Raw genomic sequence first — 13,435 nt, 5'->3', positions numbered from 1 at the left:
CTACGACCAGCGGAGGGTTCTGGATGTCCTACTCAAGGAGGAGACCTCCTTGGAAGACCTGGTGGACGAGCGGAACACCAGGTCGATAGGCGAGGTGCGTGTAGGAAGGGGCGTCGAGGACCACGAGGTCGGCCCGCGCTCCCGGCACCAGCCGGCCCACGTCGGTGCGGCGCAGCGCGCGCGCCCCGCCGTACGTCGCGGCCCTGACCGCCTCCAGCGGCGTCATGCGCATCTCACGTACGGCCAGCGCGACGCAGAACGGCATCGAGGAGGTGAACGACGAGCCCGGGTTGCAGTCGGTGGCCAGCGCGACCGTCACCCCGGCGTCGATCAGCCGGCGGGCGTCGGGGTAGGGCGAGCGAGTGGAGAACTCGGCGCCCGGCAGCAGGGTCGCCACCGTGCCCGACGAGGCGAGGGCGTCGACGTCGGCCGCGCTCAGGTGGGTGCAGTGGTCGGCCGAGGCCGCTCCCAGCTCGCAGGCGATCAGCACGCCGGGCCCCTCGGTGAGCTGGTTGGCGTGCACCCTGGCCTGCAGCCCGGCCTTGAGGCCCGCGCTCAGGATCTCGCGGGTCTGGTCGCCGTCGAACGCGCCGCGCTCGCAGAAGACGTCCACCCACTTCGCGTACGGCGCGCAGGCCGTCAGCATCTCGCCCGTGACCAGCCGCACGTAGTCGTCGGCCGCGACGCCGGCGGGCACGAGGTGCGCGCCGAGGTAGGTGGTCTCGTCGGTGAGGCCGGTGGCGATCTCCAGCGAGCGGCGCTCGTCCTCGACGCTCAGCCCGTAGCCGCTCTTGATCTCGACGGTCGTGGTGCCCTGCGCCAGCATCTCGGCGACCAGGGCGGCGGCGCGGGTGGCCAGCTCGGCGTCACTCGCCTGCCGGGTGGCGGCGACCGTGGTGCGGATGCCGCCTCCGGCGTAGGCCTGGCCGGACATCCGGGCCTCGAACTCGGCGGTCCGGTCGCCGGCGAAGACGAGGTGGGCGTGGCTGTCGACGAAACCGGGGATCACGCACCGGCCCCCGGCCGCGATCCGCCGGTCGGCCGCCGGCGCCCGCCCGGCGGGCCCGAGCCAGGCGACCAGGCCGTCCTCCAGGACCAGTGCCGCGTCCTCGATCTCCTCGCGCTCCGGGTCGCCGGTGTAGAGCAACCCGATCCCGTCGATCAGCGTCGTGCTCGTCGTGGTCATCGTGGTCAACGCATCCGTCCTATCGCCTCGCCCAGCAGGGCTCCGATGTCACCCAGCCGGTGCCGTCCGTCGGTCACCACACGGCGGCCGCCCGAGATCACCGAGTGCACGTCCGCCGCCGTGGCCGCGAACACCAGAGCCTCCAGTCCGGTCGTGCCCGCCGTACGGACCGAGTCGAGGCGTACCGAGACCAGGTCCGCCCACGCTCCGGGCACGATCTGCCCCGCGCCGGGGAAGCCGAGCGAGGCGTGGCCCCTGCCGGTGGCGGCGGTCAGCAGCTCGGCCGCCCGCCAGTGGCCGCGTCGCTCGGTGGCCAGCCGCTCGTCCAGCTCCACCGCGCGGGCCTCCTCGAACAGGTCGATCACCGCGTGGCTGTCGGAGCCCAGCGTGAGCGCCGCCCCCCGGTCGTACAGGGCCCTCGCGGGGCCGATGCCGTCGGCCAGGTCGCGTTCGGTCGTGGGACACATGCAGACGTGCGTGTCGGACTGGCCGAGCAGCTCGATGTCGGCGTCGGTCAGGTGGGTGGCGTGCACGGCGGTGGAGCGCGGCCCGAGCAGGTCGTGCTCGTGCAGCACCTCCACGGGGGTCGCCGCGTACGCCTCCACACAGGCCGTGTTCTCGGCGCGCTGCTCGGAGACGTGCATGTGCAGCGGCGCGGCGTGGTGGTGGGAGAACTCGGCGACCAGCGGCATCTGCTCGGCCGGCACCGCGCGCACCGAGTGGACCGCCGCGCCGATCTCGACGTCCGGCTGCCCCTCGTACGCGGCGGCCAGCAGCTCGGCGCGGGCCACCCAGCCCCCGGCGTCGCCGTCGCCGAAGCGCGTCTGCGGGCCCTCGAGCGGGACACCGATGCCGCCCGTCAGGTAGCAGGTGTCGAGCAGCGCGATCCGCAGCCCCGCCTCACGCGCGGCCTGGACGAGCGCGTGGCCCATCGTGTTGGGGTCGTCGTACGGCACGCCGCCCGGGCCGTGGTGCAGGTAGTGGAACTCCCCCACGCAGGTCACCCCGGCCAGGGCCATCTCCGCGTAGACGGCCCGGGCCAGCGCCAGGTAGGTGTCGGGGTCGAGCCGGGCGGCCACCTCGTACATCCGCTCGCGCCAGGTCCAGAAGTCGCCCCCGCCCGCCTGGGTGGCGCCGCGCAGCGCCCGGTGGAAGGCGTGCGAGTGGGCGTTGGCCAGGCCCGGGATGGTGAGCCCGGCCAGCCGTTCGGCGGCTCCCGGCTCACCTTGCCCGACCTGGACGATGTGCGCCCCCTCGATCTCGACGAGCACGCCGTCGGTGACACCGCCGGGCAGCCACGCCTGCTCGCACCAGTAGGTCAGCGGCACAGGTCCTCCAGCACGGTCGCGAGCGCGGCCACTCCCGCCTCGCAGTCTGCCTGCTCGGCGTGCTCCTGCGGCGAGTGGGACACGCCGGTGGGGTTGCGCACGAACAGCATCGCGCTCGGCACGCCCGCCGAAGCGAGGATCCCGGCATCGTGCCCGGCCCCGGTCGGCAGGATCGGCGCCGCCGCGCCCCCGGTCGCGCCCTCCGCGACGCCCCCGGCAGCGCCCTCGGCGGCGCTCCCAGCGGCGCCTTCGCCCGTGGCGGCTTCGCCTGCGGCACCTTCGCCCGTGGCGCCGATCAGGGTGGCGAGGCGGTCTCTGAAGGGTTCGTCGAAGTCGACCACGGGGGTCCAGGACTCCTCTCTCACCTCCGCCCCCGCGGCCAGTTCGGCCACTTCGGTCACCAGGTCGAGGACGTCGCGTTCGATGGCGCCGCGGGCGTCGAGCCAGGCCGAGACCAGGCCGGGCACGGCGTTGGCGTTGCCGGGCGAGACGCGGACCTTGCCGACGGTGGCCACCACGCCGCGCCGCGCCGCCGCCTCGCGGGCCGCCAGCACCATCCGGGCGAACGGCAGCATCGGGTCGTCGCGATCTTCCAGCCGGGTGGTGCCGGCATGGTTGGCCTGGCCGCGGAAGTCGAACCGCCACCTGCCGTGCGGCCAGATCGCGCTGGCCACGCCGACGGGGCTGCCCTGGCCGGCGAGCCGGCGCCCCTGCTCGACGTGGAGCTCGACGAAGACGCCGACGGTGGCGAGGGTCGGATCGTCACGCCCGATCGCGCGCGGGTCGCGTCCCGCCCCCGTCAGGACGTCGGCCAGGGTGTCGCCCTCGTCGTCGGTGAGACCGAGCGCCCTCCCGGGGGCGAGCGCCCCGGTGAGCAGCCTCGATCCCATGCAGGGGACGCCGAACCGGGCGCCCTCCTCGTCGGTGAAGCACGCGACACCCAGCGGCCTGTTTGGCGATATGCCACGATTTTTCAGGATGTCGAGGGCGGCGAAGGCGGACACCACACCCAGCGGGCCGTCGAACGCGCCGCCCTGCCGTACCGAGTCGAGATGGCTGCCCGTGACCACGCCGGGCTCCCGCGACGGGTCGCCCCACCACGCCCAGAGGTTGCCGTTGCGGTCTTCGCGCGTGTCGAGCCCCCGCTTCGCCGCCTCACCCCTGAACCACTCGCGCAGCTCCAGGTCGGCGGCCGACCAGGCGTCCCTGACGTAGCCGTTGGTCGATGGATCACGTCCGATGTGCGAGAGTTCGTCAAGCATGGACCCACTGTAGTGAATGAATCCATTCAGGCGTCAGTTGACCGGTCCCCCGCGAGGGCGCAGGGTCAGCTCGGTCAGATGGGCGTCGGGCCCGGCGTTGACCGCGGCCAGCACGGCCCTGGCGACGGTCTCGGGCCGGAGATAGCGGTGCGGCTCGTACTCGCCGCCCTCGTGCTCGCGCACGGCGCGCTGCATGTCGGTGTCGACGCGGCCCGGGTAGACGGTCGTCACCCGCAGCGCGGGCTCCTCCTGGCGCAGCGCGTCGGCGAAGGCCCGAAGCGCGAACTTGCTCGCCGCGTAGGAGCCCCAGCCCGGGTTGGCGCGCAGGCCCGCGCCGGAGTTGACGCAGACCACGTGGCCGCCGGCCGCCCGGAGCGCGGGCAGCAGCAGGCGGGTGAGCTCGACGACCGCGATCACGTTGACCTCCATCGTGCCGCGCCACACGTCCGGGGGCAGCTCGGCGATCCGGCCGAGCGGGCCGATGCCGGCGCTGTGCGCGAGCACGTCGAGCCGCTCGATGCCCTCGACGTCGGCCGGGGCGAGCTCGGTCAGCTCGACCGGCCAGGGCCGCGCGTCGGGCAGTTCGCCGGCCAGCCCGGCCAGGGCGCGCTCGTCGCGGCCGCCGAGAATGACGTGGTGCGTCGGCGCCAGCGCCCGGGCGATCGCCTCGCCCACCCCCCGTGAGGCGCCGGTGACCAGCGCCGTCGGTCGTTCAGTCATGGCCGACAGCTTATGACCTTGACGAAAACCTTCTCCCGCTGCTGTAACCGGGCACCCGTAGGCGCTAGGCGGGTAGGTTCCAGCCAGGCCCGTCGGGATCGCCAAGCCAGACGCGCTGCTCCTCACCCGTCACGATGAGCCCGAACCCAGATTGGTGAGGCCGCCCGGCTTCCTGCCACGTCACGATGGCCTTTTCGACCTCGTCCCAAAGGCGAAGCGGCCCGCGCTGATGGACCACCCATCCGCCACCGGGTGATGGCCTGACGTCAGCATGCGACCCTGTGTCCACATCGTGCAGCGTCAGAATGTCTCCGGCCCATCCATGCTGGGCCTGAGGGGCGGCAAGCTGAGCCACGAACAGCGCCGCGTCGTCGGTCAAGAGCAACGGGTCGATCTGGGTGTCGCTCACGTCTCCGCTGCCCAACTCCAGGACATCGAGTGGCGGTGCAGCGTGCGGCCTGGCAGGCATGAAGTACACGTCGTCGTTGAGGAACCGGCCGCTTGCCGTGCCGTCGTCGGCAACCCGGAGGTGAGCGAATGCGACTCCTCCTGTCCAGCCCAGCATGGGGGCCGTGATCGTCCCTCCTTCGCAGACCTGCCGTACCCATGCGAGGGGAATGGTGCGCACGGAGCAGGTGGCAATGAGTCGGTCATAGGGCGCGTTGCCCTCGTACCCGAGCAACCCGTCACCTTGCACGAGCGTGGGCGTGTAACCGGCAACGGCTAGGGCGACCTTCGCGCGATCAGCGACCACAGGATCAAACTCGATCGACGTTGCGGCCTTGTCGCCCAACCGATGGCACAGCAACGCCGTCGAGTAGCCGGTTCCGGTGCCTATTTCCAGGACGTTTTCGCCTTCGCTGATTCCGGCGGCTTCGAGCATCCGCACAACCAGGCTCGGGAGTGTGGAAGACGACGTAGGCCGCAGGATGGCCACCGGTTCGATTGCGTTCTCGGCCATGACGCCGTTGACCTGGGTCACCCATGTCTCATCGGTGTAGACGAGCGCCAGCCAGTCTTCGGGGCTCATCTGGGAGCGGTGCACCGGCACCCAGCCCAGTCCGGCGTCGTCGCGGTAGACGGCATCACCCACGAAGAGTTCGCGCGGCACCGCTTCAAGCGCCGCCTGCCAGTCCGGCGAGCCGATCGCGACGGCTAGTTCGTGGCGAAGCTTGGCGGCCAGGTTCATGTGAACCATCCCTCCAGCAGAGTTTCGGCGAAAGCTTCGGCTATCGCGCCCGCATCGGGCAGCCAACCCCATTGCCCGTTCGGGTTGCATTCGAGGAATATCCATCGGTAAGGGCCGGTCCCCGTTTTGGCCTTCTCCAGGGCGAAGTCGAAGCAGCCGAACACCAGCCCGAAATGATCGAGGTAGCCGTGAAGCGCGATCACGACTGACGAGGGTACACGGATTGGGCTGTGTTCGAGCGCGGCCCAATCGCCGTGACGCCAGTCGAGCACTCCCCCTGGATTAGTGATCTCGCTGGCGAACACGCGGGAGCCTACGACGGTCACTCTCGCGTCGCTGTCTTTGAGCACTTCAGCCTGAAACATGTGGGCGGTGACCGCTACCGACTCGTCTACCGCCATCGGATCGACTCGCTGAGTCCAGATCGCCGCCACTTCACCACCAGGGGCAGAAGGCATTCCTCGAAAGGATTTATAGATCATCGGGCCATGATTCAGAGCAAACCCGCCGACCGCCTTGAGATCGTTGGTTATCAAGGTCGCGGGCACTTCAAGTCCTACGTGTACAGCCGTCTGCAATTGTGCGGGCTTGTATTCACCCCAGTCGTTGCGGGCGGGATGGTTGACGTAGAGGCAACCCTCCAGGTTGGCGATCAAGCCTTTCAGGCCGTGCCTTGCCTCGGCGACGGCGAATTCCCGTGCCTGCGGATCCAGCTCGTTGAAACGCCAGGGGGACGGGCGACGGTAGTAGACCGCCCGCACATCCTCTAGGGCGATCTCGCGGCTAGGAGTACGCAACCGTCCCGCCCATTGCATCTGACCGGCCCCGATCTGTGCACTGAACGTCAGATCGGAGCCTATGTCGGCCGGGTCGACCCGTGCGACCGTCGCCCCTCGCTCGTTGAGCGCGGTGATGACCAGATTGGCGGTGGCGTCTTCCTCGCACGTGATCACCATGACGGTGTCTCGGGTAGACGGCACGCCTAGTCTTTTTCGTTGTCGTTGGGGGAGTCGTCCGCCTTTAGAGGGGCGTTCTTTGCGCCGTCCCCCGGCTTGGACATGGAGACCGTTGGGAAAGTCCTGTTGGAGCCGCCCGCGAATATATCGATGGCCGCCCCCTGCTCATCGCAGAAGATCGTGAGCTGTGTGTCAGGGTCCAGTCGCGTCGCGAACCACGGAAGGGACGCTTCCGGCCAGTGTTTCGTTGCACGGCTCATGCCCCAAGGGCGTACAGGCTGATCTTGCGTCAAGGCCATTTGAGCCTCCGTAAGAGGGAAGTTTCTCCTTGACGATAGATTCAGTCTTCCAGAAGGGCCAGATGTGGCGAAGGTTTGCGGCGCAACAAACATCGCAACACGATCAGGACAACGACAAAGCCCCGGAAGGAGCCGGGGGCTTTGTTTGCTTAAAAGTCGAATTCGCCCTTTTTTGCGCCGTCAATGAAGGCATCCCAAACGGCACCACGGACAACGAACGGAGGCTTCTCGGGTGCCTCTGAGTCACGGATGCCCACGCGCCCGCCAGACAGTGGCGCAACCTCGATGCAGTTTCCGCCGTTCGAGCCCGTCTTTGTGGCCCTACGCCAAGCAGCTTGGGCCAGCTCGTCGGGCTGCTGGTCGCTCATTGCTCATACCTCACTATCATCTCGCGGATCACGTCCCTGGTGACGTGCAGGGGGTGAGCCCATGCACGGATCGTGTCATGCCTCAGGCTAATGGCCTCCACCTCCTCCACGCGATCGGTTACTTGCCCGTTGCCAGCGGTCTCCAGGTAGGCGGCATCCGGCGCGCCGGGCCGGTGCGCGACAGCGAACCCGCCCAGTAGCCCCCCGTTCGCCCCTACTGCTAGAGGCACAACTTGGATCGTGATGTTCGGGTGATCCATCAGCGCAAGCAAATGCGTCAGTTGGTCGTACATGATGGACTTGCCACCGATAGGGCGATGCAAGATACCCTCGTCGATCACGGCTACCAGCGTCGGAGGAGTAGGCCGACTGAAGATTGCTTGTCGGCGGAGTCGGGTCTCTAGCGCGTCCTTTATCTGCTCTTCTGTAACGCCAGGTTCGGCCCGCAGAACCGCACTGGCGTATTCTTCCGTCTGGAGCAGGCCAGGAACGAGCAGCGGTTCCCATGACCGCAGCGTGCGGGCCGCCGATTCGATCTTCGGCCATTGCCTGAACCACTTCGGTGCGGTCTGGGGATTGACTGCCTTCCAGAGCGTCACCAGTTCCCCGCTGAGCCCCAGAACCTCCTCGGCTTTCGCTACGAACGCTTCTGGAACGGGGCGCTTGGCCCGCTCGTAGTAGCCCACCATCGTCCCGGAATACCCGATCCGTTTCCCGAAAGCGTCTAGCGACCACCCCTGAGCGTGGCGCAGCGCACGCAGTTCCCGGCCGAACGCGACCTCTGGGGGAACGGCGAAGGACAAGTCTGGCCCTGATGACATCTCGCCTCCGTTTGACGGCAACAACAGGAGTTGCGAAGCTCCACAACAACCGCCGCAACAAAACTGGCAGGAGGTGTTTCGGTAACTCCGGTCCCGAACATAGCTGGTCGCAGGCATTCTTGAAATGCCCCTCAGGGAACGAATGAGTGCGGCCCGGTTATGCGAAACAGGACAAGTCCGGATTCTTGTTGTAACGCGAGCCGGATTCCAGACACGAACGTGGTCGGTGACATAGCAATGACGGATGAAGTAGGAGACAGAACTCCTGGTGTTCTCGCCGCTTGGGTGGCGCGTCGCGGCACCACGGTTGGCGCGGTTGAGGTGGATGCGCTCGATCGGATCAGGAGGGCGGCGCGATGAGCGGTCAGTTTCTCGGTGAGCTTGTGTTGCCAGGGGTTGTGCATTCGGTGCCGGTGGCTCGTCGCTGCGTCGGGGAGATGCTGACGGCGGCGGGACACCGGGATGTGGAAGCCGCGCGACTCGTGGTTACCGAACTGGTTACCAACGCGGTGATTCACACCGCCTCGGGGCGTCCGGGTGGGGTTATCACTGTCGAAATCAACACCATTGATGGCGGGATGGCCCGTATCGAGGTGATCGATGAGGGGGCAAGTGCTGTCCCCCGGCCTCGTGTTCCTGATCAGGAACACCAGAACGGGCGAGGGTTGTGGCTTGTCGAACGGTCGTCGCTCAGGTGGGGCATGCGCCGAGCAGCCCTCGAATGGTGCGTGATCTGGGCAGAGGTGTCCACGGCGCAAGAGGTGCCGTTTGACACGGGCAAAGAAGACGGCACGGAGTGTTCTGGGCCGCTGGTTCGGATCAGGGGCGAACTGGCCGGGAGTGGAGCGGCCGGCTTCCATGCGAAGGACCCGGCCGCGAAGCGGTGGAGGCCGATGGCGGAACAGCGTCCGGCATCATGGCGGCGCTGGCCGCGCTGACCGTGACCTGGTCGGCGCGGTCGCTACACCGGCTCGCCGGGTAGGAACGTCCCGGTCTCGTCGGTCATCCGCTCGAACTCCTCCAGCCGGGCCCGGGTCCGCAGGGGCGCCGCGTCGGCCATGGCCTCCACCAAGGCCATCGCCAGGGCCAGAGGCGCCGCGTGGGAGTCGAACACCAGCCGATCCCCCACCGGCGCGTCGAGCACGACCTCGGCGGGAAGGCCCGGCTTGTCGGTGATGACCGCGGCCTTCAATCCCAGTTTCGCGGCGTACTCCAGCGCTTGCACCGCCTCCACCGGATACCGGGGCAGCACCACCGCCACCACCCACTCGGCCCCGGCGCGCCGCGCGGCGTGCAGCCCGTCGGCCAGCTCCGACCCGCCGTGCGTCAGCAGCCGTACGTCGGGATGGATCCGCCGCGCGTAGTAGGCGAAGGTGGTGGCCAGCCCCGACGACACCCGCAGCCCCAGCACGGGCAGCGGCTCGGTGGCGGCCAGCGACTCCCCCAGCTCGCGCAGCGGGAGGTGCGCCAGTCGGTCGCGGACCACGGTCAGGTTGCGGATCTCGTCGTCGACGGCGCTCCTCAGCACGCTCGCCTGCGGCACGTCGGGCAGCCCGCCCATCACCAGCGGCCGGAGCGCCTGCCGCAGCTCCGGATAACCGGCGAAGCCGAGCACCATGGCGAACCGGGTCACCGACGGCTGGCTCACGCCCGCCCGCTCCGCCAGCTCGACGCTGGACAGGAAGATGGCCTCGTCGAGATGCTCGGACAGGTAGTGCGCGATCCTCCGCTGCACGGGCGAAAGCCTTCGCCCGGCCAGCAAGGTGTCCATCCCGCTCTGGTATCCGCCGGTCACACCAGCTCCAACGTCACCAACAGGTCTTTCTCATCCCGCCGGCCCCATCACGATTCGCGCATCGGGATGCGCACCCCTCGTTCGGCGGCCACCGAGGCGGCCTCCTCGTAGCCCGCGTCGACGTGCCGCATCACGCCCGTCCCGGGGTCGTTGGTGAGCACGCGGTTGAGCTTCTCCCTGGCCAGGGCCGTGCCGTCGGCGACCGTGACCTGCCCGGCGTGGATCGAACGGCCGATGCCGACGCCGCCGCCGTGGTGGATCGACACCCACGCCGCACCCGAGGCCGTGTTGAGCATGGCGTTGAGCAGCGGCCAGTCGGCGATCGCGTCGGAGCCGTCGGCCATGGCCTCCGTCTCGCGGTAAGGGGAGGCGACCGATCCGCTGTCGAGGTGGTCGCGGCCGATCACCACGGGCGCCTGGAGCTCCCCGGACGCCACCATGTCGTTGAACCGCTCGCCCGCCCGGTCGCGCTCGCCGTAGCCGAGCCAGCAGATGCGCGCCGGCAGCCCCTGGAAGTGCACCTTCTCGCCGGCCTTTCGGATCCACCTGGCCAGCGGCTCGTTGTCCGGGAAGAGGGAGAGGATCGCGCGGTCCGTGGCGGCGATGTCGGCGGGGTCGCCGCTCAGCGCCGCCCAGCGGAACGGCCCCTTGCCCTCGCAGAACAGCGGCCTGATGTACGCGGGCACGAAACCGGGGAAGTCGAAGGCCCGCGCGTAGCCCGCCAGCCGGGCCTCCCCGCGGATGGAGTTGCCGTAGTCGAAGACCTCCGCCCCGGCGTCCTGGAAGCCGACCATGGCCTCCACGTGGCGGGCCATCGACTCGCGGGCCCGGTGGGTGAAGCCGGCCGGATCCTTCTCCCGCTCGGCGGCCATGTCCTCGAAGGCCACCCCGAGCGGCAGGTACATCAGCGGGTCGTGCGCCGAGGTCTGGTCGGTCACGATGTCGATCTCGGCGCCCCTCGCCAGCAGGCCGGGCACCGCCTCGGCGGCATTGGCGACCACGCCGACGGACAGCGGCCGGCGGGCGTCGCGCGCCTCGTAGGCCAGCCGCAGCGCCTCGTCCAGCGACGACGCCCGCACGTCGAGGTAGCCGTGCTCGATGCGCCGGTCGACCGAACGGGGGTCGCAGTCGACGCAGATGGCGACGCCGCCGTTCATGGTGACCGCGAGCGGCTGCGCGCCCCCCATGCCGCCGAGGCCCGCGGTCAGCGTGATGGTGCCGGCCAGCGAACCTCCGAAGCGTTTGGCCGCCACCGCCGCGAACGTCTCGTAGGTGCCCTGCAGGATGCCCTGGGTGCCGATGTAGATCCAGGAGCCCGCGGTCATCTGGCCGTACATGGTCAGCCCGGCCGCCTCCAGCCGCCGGAACTCCTCCCAGTTGGCCCAGTCGGGCACCAGGTTGGAGTTGGCGATGAGCACCCTGGGCGCCCATTCGTGGGTGCGGAAGACGCCGACCGGGCGGCCCGACTGGACCAGGAGCGTCTCGTCGCCCTCGAGCGTGGTGAGCGTCCTGACCAGCGCGTCGAACGACGGCCAGTCGCGGGCCGCCCGGCCCGAGCCGCCGTAGACGACCAGGTGCTCGGGGTGCTCGGCGACCTCCGGGTCCAGGTTGTTCTGGAGCATCCGGAGCGCGGCCTCCTGCGGCCACCCCTTGGCGGTGATCGTCGTGCCTCGCGGCGCGCGCACGGTGCGGCTCATGCGTCCTCCTGAATGAACACATTCATCTATGTCACTGGCAGGGTACAACGCCTCAACTCACCAGGAACTGGGTGGTGGCCAGCTCGCGGTAGAGCTCGTCCCGGCCGATCAGCTCCTCGTGGGAGCCGACGGCCCGCACACCGCCCGCCTCCATGACCACGATGCGGTCGGCGTTGGTCACCGTCGACAGCCGGTGGGCGATGACGAGAACCGTGGTCTCCGTCGCCACCTCGGCGATGACCTCGCGCAGCCGTAACTCGTTGACCGCGTCGAGCTGGGAGGTGGCCTCGTCGAGCAGGAGCAGCCGCGGCTTGCGCAGCAGCGCCCTGGCGATCGCGACCCGTTGCCGCTCGCCGCCCGACAGCAGCACGCCGCGGTGGCCGACGGCGGTGTCGAGCCCTTCGGGCAGCCTGGACACCAGGTCGTCGAGGCGGGTGCGGGTGAGCGCGCGGCGCAGCTCCTCCTCGGTGGCGTCCTGGGCGGCGAAGAGGAGGTTCTCCCTGAGCGTGCCCGCGAGCACGGGGGCGTCCTGCTCGACGTAGCCGAGAGCGCCGCGCAGCTCGCCGAGGGGCCAGTCGCGGATGTCGCGCCCGCCGACCGTGATCGTGCCCGCCTGGTGCTCGTAGAAGCGTTCGAGCAGGGCGAACACCGTGGACTTGCCCGCGCCGGACGGCCCGACGAGCGCCGTCAGCCCGCCGGGCGGCACCTCGAAGCCGACCCCGTCGTGCACGATCGGCCGGTCGTCGCCGTAGCGGAACACCACGTCCTCGAACCGCACGCCCACCGGCTCGGCCGAGGCGGGAGCCGCGACCACCACGGCCTCGCTGGGCAGCTCCTCGATCTCCCTGATGCGCGTCATCGCGGCCAGGCCCTGCTGCAGCTGCACCGCGCCCTCGACCAGCTGCCCGATCGGCGCGACCAGGTAGAACAGGTAGAGCAGGAACGCGATCAGCGACGACACCTCCAGCGCGCCCGAGGCGACCCGCGCGCCGCCCACGGCGAGCACGCACAGGAACGCGATCTGCACCGCCATCCAGGTCGCCACCCCGGCCAGCGAGGTCCACCCGGCCACCTGCAGGCCGCGATCGCGGGCCCGTACGGCGGCCGCGCCGACCACGTCGATCTCGCGCGCCTCGGCGCCGCTGGCCTTGACCGTGCGGTACGCCTGAAGGGCCCGGTCGAGCACCGCGCCCATCTCGCCCACGGCCTCCTGGGCCTGCTTCTGCGCCCGCTGGATCCGGGGCATGATCAGCCCGACCAGCCCGCCGATCACGACCACCACGAGCAGCGTGACCAGCAGCAGCACGCCGTCCATGGTCGCCATCAGGACGATCGCGCCGACCAGCATGAACACCGAGCCGATCGAGTTGACGATCCCGTTGGTCAGCACGGACCGCAGCAGCGTCGTGTCGCCGGTCACCCGCGACAGCAGGTCGCCGGGCTTGAGCCGGTCCACGTCGGCCACCTTGAGCCGGAGCATCCGGTCGACGAGCCGGCGTCGGGCGCCGAGCACGATGCCCTCGCCGGTGCGCTCCATCAGGTAGGTGCCCCCGGCCGACACGACCGCGCCGACGACCACGGCGACGGTCAGCCCGATGAGGGGCCCGGCCATCGACGTGTCCTGCCCGAAGGCGTCCACGACGTACTTGGCCAGCAAGGGCATCGACAGCCCCGCCGCCGACCCGATCAGGCCCAGCAGCCCGCCGATCACCAGAATCCTGCGATGCGGACGGATGTAGGCGAGCAGCTCCTTGATCACCTTTTCTCCTCTCACGACGAATCCCCGAAAACCCCCGAACCCCCCGAACCCCCCG

The 13,435-nt window shown here is 69.7% G+C and carries 13 protein-coding genes; 1 reads left to right on the top strand and 12 read right to left on the bottom strand.

What is annotated here, in order from left to right:
• Window positions 1-28: 28 nt before the first annotated feature.
• The 9 genes from hutI to AB0C16_RS15470 all read right to left on the bottom strand — a co-directional run bounded on the left by hutI (window position 29) and on the right by AB0C16_RS15470 (window position 8,129).
• Entirely contained in the window at window positions 29-1,186 is a 1,158-nt protein-coding gene (gene hutI / locus AB0C16_RS15510; protein ID WP_357682973.1) for an imidazolonepropionase, read from the bottom strand.
• A gap of 5 nt (window positions 1,187-1,191) precedes the next feature.
• Window positions 1,192-2,514 carry a formimidoylglutamate deiminase gene (locus tag AB0C16_RS15505; protein WP_357682971.1) on the bottom strand — a complete coding sequence of 441 codons (1,323 nt, stop codon included), beginning with the start codon at window positions 2,512-2,514 and terminating at the stop codon, window positions 1,192-1,194.
• Window positions 2,505-3,776 (bottom strand): allantoate amidohydrolase, encoded by a 1,272-nt coding sequence (locus tag AB0C16_RS15500; protein WP_357682969.1) that lies wholly within the window; start codon window positions 3,774-3,776, stop codon window positions 2,505-2,507. The genes AB0C16_RS15505 and AB0C16_RS15500 overlap by 10 nt, the downstream gene beginning before the upstream one ends.
• A 33-nt stretch (window positions 3,777-3,809) precedes the next feature.
• Entirely contained in the window at window positions 3,810-4,496 is a 687-nt protein-coding gene (locus AB0C16_RS15495) for an SDR family oxidoreductase (protein WP_357682967.1), read from the bottom strand.
• Between the two features lie 64 nt (window positions 4,497-4,560).
• Window positions 4,561-5,685: an ATP-grasp peptide maturase system methyltransferase gene (gene tgmC / locus AB0C16_RS15490; protein WP_357682966.1), complete on the bottom strand. Its 1,125-nt coding sequence runs from the start codon at window positions 5,683-5,685 to the stop codon at window positions 4,561-4,563.
• The gene (gene tgmB, locus AB0C16_RS15485; protein WP_357682964.1) at window positions 5,682-6,641 is read right to left on the bottom strand and encodes an ATP-grasp ribosomal peptide maturase; all 960 of its coding nucleotides are present in this window, start codon (window positions 6,639-6,641) and stop codon (window positions 5,682-5,684) included. The genes tgmC and tgmB overlap by 4 nt, the downstream gene beginning before the upstream one ends.
• A 26-nt stretch (window positions 6,642-6,667) precedes the next feature.
• Complete coding sequence (gene tgmA / locus AB0C16_RS15480; protein WP_357682962.1) at window positions 6,668-6,940, bottom strand: putative ATP-grasp-modified RiPP; 273 nt, start codon at window positions 6,938-6,940, stop codon at window positions 6,668-6,670.
• A 149-nt stretch (window positions 6,941-7,089) separates the two neighbouring features.
• The gene (locus AB0C16_RS15475) at window positions 7,090-7,308 is read right to left on the bottom strand and encodes a DUF397 domain-containing protein (RefSeq protein ID WP_357682960.1); all 219 of its coding nucleotides are present in this window, start codon (window positions 7,306-7,308) and stop codon (window positions 7,090-7,092) included.
• Complete coding sequence (locus AB0C16_RS15470; RefSeq protein ID WP_357682958.1) at window positions 7,305-8,129, bottom strand: helix-turn-helix transcriptional regulator; 825 nt, start codon at window positions 8,127-8,129, stop codon at window positions 7,305-7,307. The genes AB0C16_RS15475 and AB0C16_RS15470 overlap by 4 nt, the downstream gene beginning before the upstream one ends.
• 356 nt (window positions 8,130-8,485) lie before the next feature.
• Between AB0C16_RS15470 and AB0C16_RS15465 the strand changes: the two genes are divergently transcribed.
• Window positions 8,486-9,067 (top strand): ATP-binding protein, encoded by a 582-nt coding sequence (locus AB0C16_RS15465; RefSeq protein WP_357682956.1) that lies wholly within the window; start codon window positions 8,486-8,488, stop codon window positions 9,065-9,067.
• A 23-nt stretch (window positions 9,068-9,090) separates the two neighbouring features.
• Here AB0C16_RS15465 and AB0C16_RS15460 read toward each other — a convergent pair whose 3' ends face one another.
• The 3 genes from AB0C16_RS15460 to AB0C16_RS15450 are packed head-to-tail and all read right to left on the bottom strand — an operon-like array spanning window position 9,091 to window position 13,395.
• Window positions 9,091-9,924, bottom strand: a complete 834-nt coding sequence (locus AB0C16_RS15460; RefSeq protein WP_357682954.1) for a MurR/RpiR family transcriptional regulator — start codon at window positions 9,922-9,924, stop codon at window positions 9,091-9,093.
• Between the two features lie 47 nt (window positions 9,925-9,971).
• Window positions 9,972-11,621, bottom strand: a complete 1,650-nt coding sequence (hutU, locus tag AB0C16_RS15455) for a urocanate hydratase (RefSeq protein ID WP_357682952.1) — start codon at window positions 11,619-11,621, stop codon at window positions 9,972-9,974.
• Window positions 11,622-11,673: 52 nt separating this feature from the next.
• Window positions 11,674-13,395, bottom strand: a complete 1,722-nt coding sequence (locus tag AB0C16_RS15450) for an ABC transporter ATP-binding protein (RefSeq protein WP_357682950.1) — start codon at window positions 13,393-13,395, stop codon at window positions 11,674-11,676.
• Window positions 13,396-13,435: the final 40 nt, after the last annotated feature.

The organism is Nonomuraea sp. NPDC048916 (assembly GCF_040649575.1).
GTDB lineage: Bacteria > Actinomycetota > Actinomycetes > Streptosporangiales > Streptosporangiaceae > Nonomuraea.
The sequence above is the reverse complement of the archived record's forward strand: the minus strand, read 5'-3'. Positions and strand labels throughout refer to the sequence as shown.

What these genes read in the sequence shown, in the direction of transcription:
- hutI (WP_357682973.1), bottom strand. Translation starts at nt 1,186, where the DNA reads ATGACCACGACGAGCACGACGCTGATCGACGGGATCGGGTTGCTCTAC.
- AB0C16_RS15500 (WP_357682969.1), bottom strand. Translation starts at nt 3,776, where the DNA reads ATGCTTGACGAACTCTCGCACATCGGACGTGATCCATCGACCAACGGC.
- AB0C16_RS15495 (WP_357682967.1), bottom strand. Translation starts at nt 4,496, where the DNA reads ATGACTGAACGACCGACGGCGCTGGTCACCGGCGCCTCACGGGGGGTG.
- tgmC (WP_357682966.1), bottom strand. Translation starts at nt 5,685, where the DNA reads ATGAACCTGGCCGCCAAGCTTCGCCACGAACTAGCCGTCGCGATCGGC.
- tgmB (WP_357682964.1), bottom strand. Translation starts at nt 6,641, where the DNA reads ATGGTGATCACGTGCGAGGAAGACGCCACCGCCAATCTGGTCATCACC.
- tgmA (WP_357682962.1), bottom strand. Translation starts at nt 6,940, where the DNA reads ATGGCCTTGACGCAAGATCAGCCTGTACGCCCTTGGGGCATGAGCCGT.
- AB0C16_RS15475 (WP_357682960.1), bottom strand. Translation starts at nt 7,308, where the DNA reads ATGAGCGACCAGCAGCCCGACGAGCTGGCCCAAGCTGCTTGGCGTAGG.
- AB0C16_RS15470 (WP_357682958.1), bottom strand. Translation starts at nt 8,129, where the DNA reads ATGTCATCAGGGCCAGACTTGTCCTTCGCCGTTCCCCCAGAGGTCGCG.
- AB0C16_RS15465 (WP_357682956.1), top strand. Translation starts at nt 8,486, where the DNA reads ATGAGCGGTCAGTTTCTCGGTGAGCTTGTGTTGCCAGGGGTTGTGCAT.
- hutU (WP_357682952.1), bottom strand. Translation starts at nt 11,621, where the DNA reads ATGAGCCGCACCGTGCGCGCGCCGCGAGGCACGACGATCACCGCCAAG.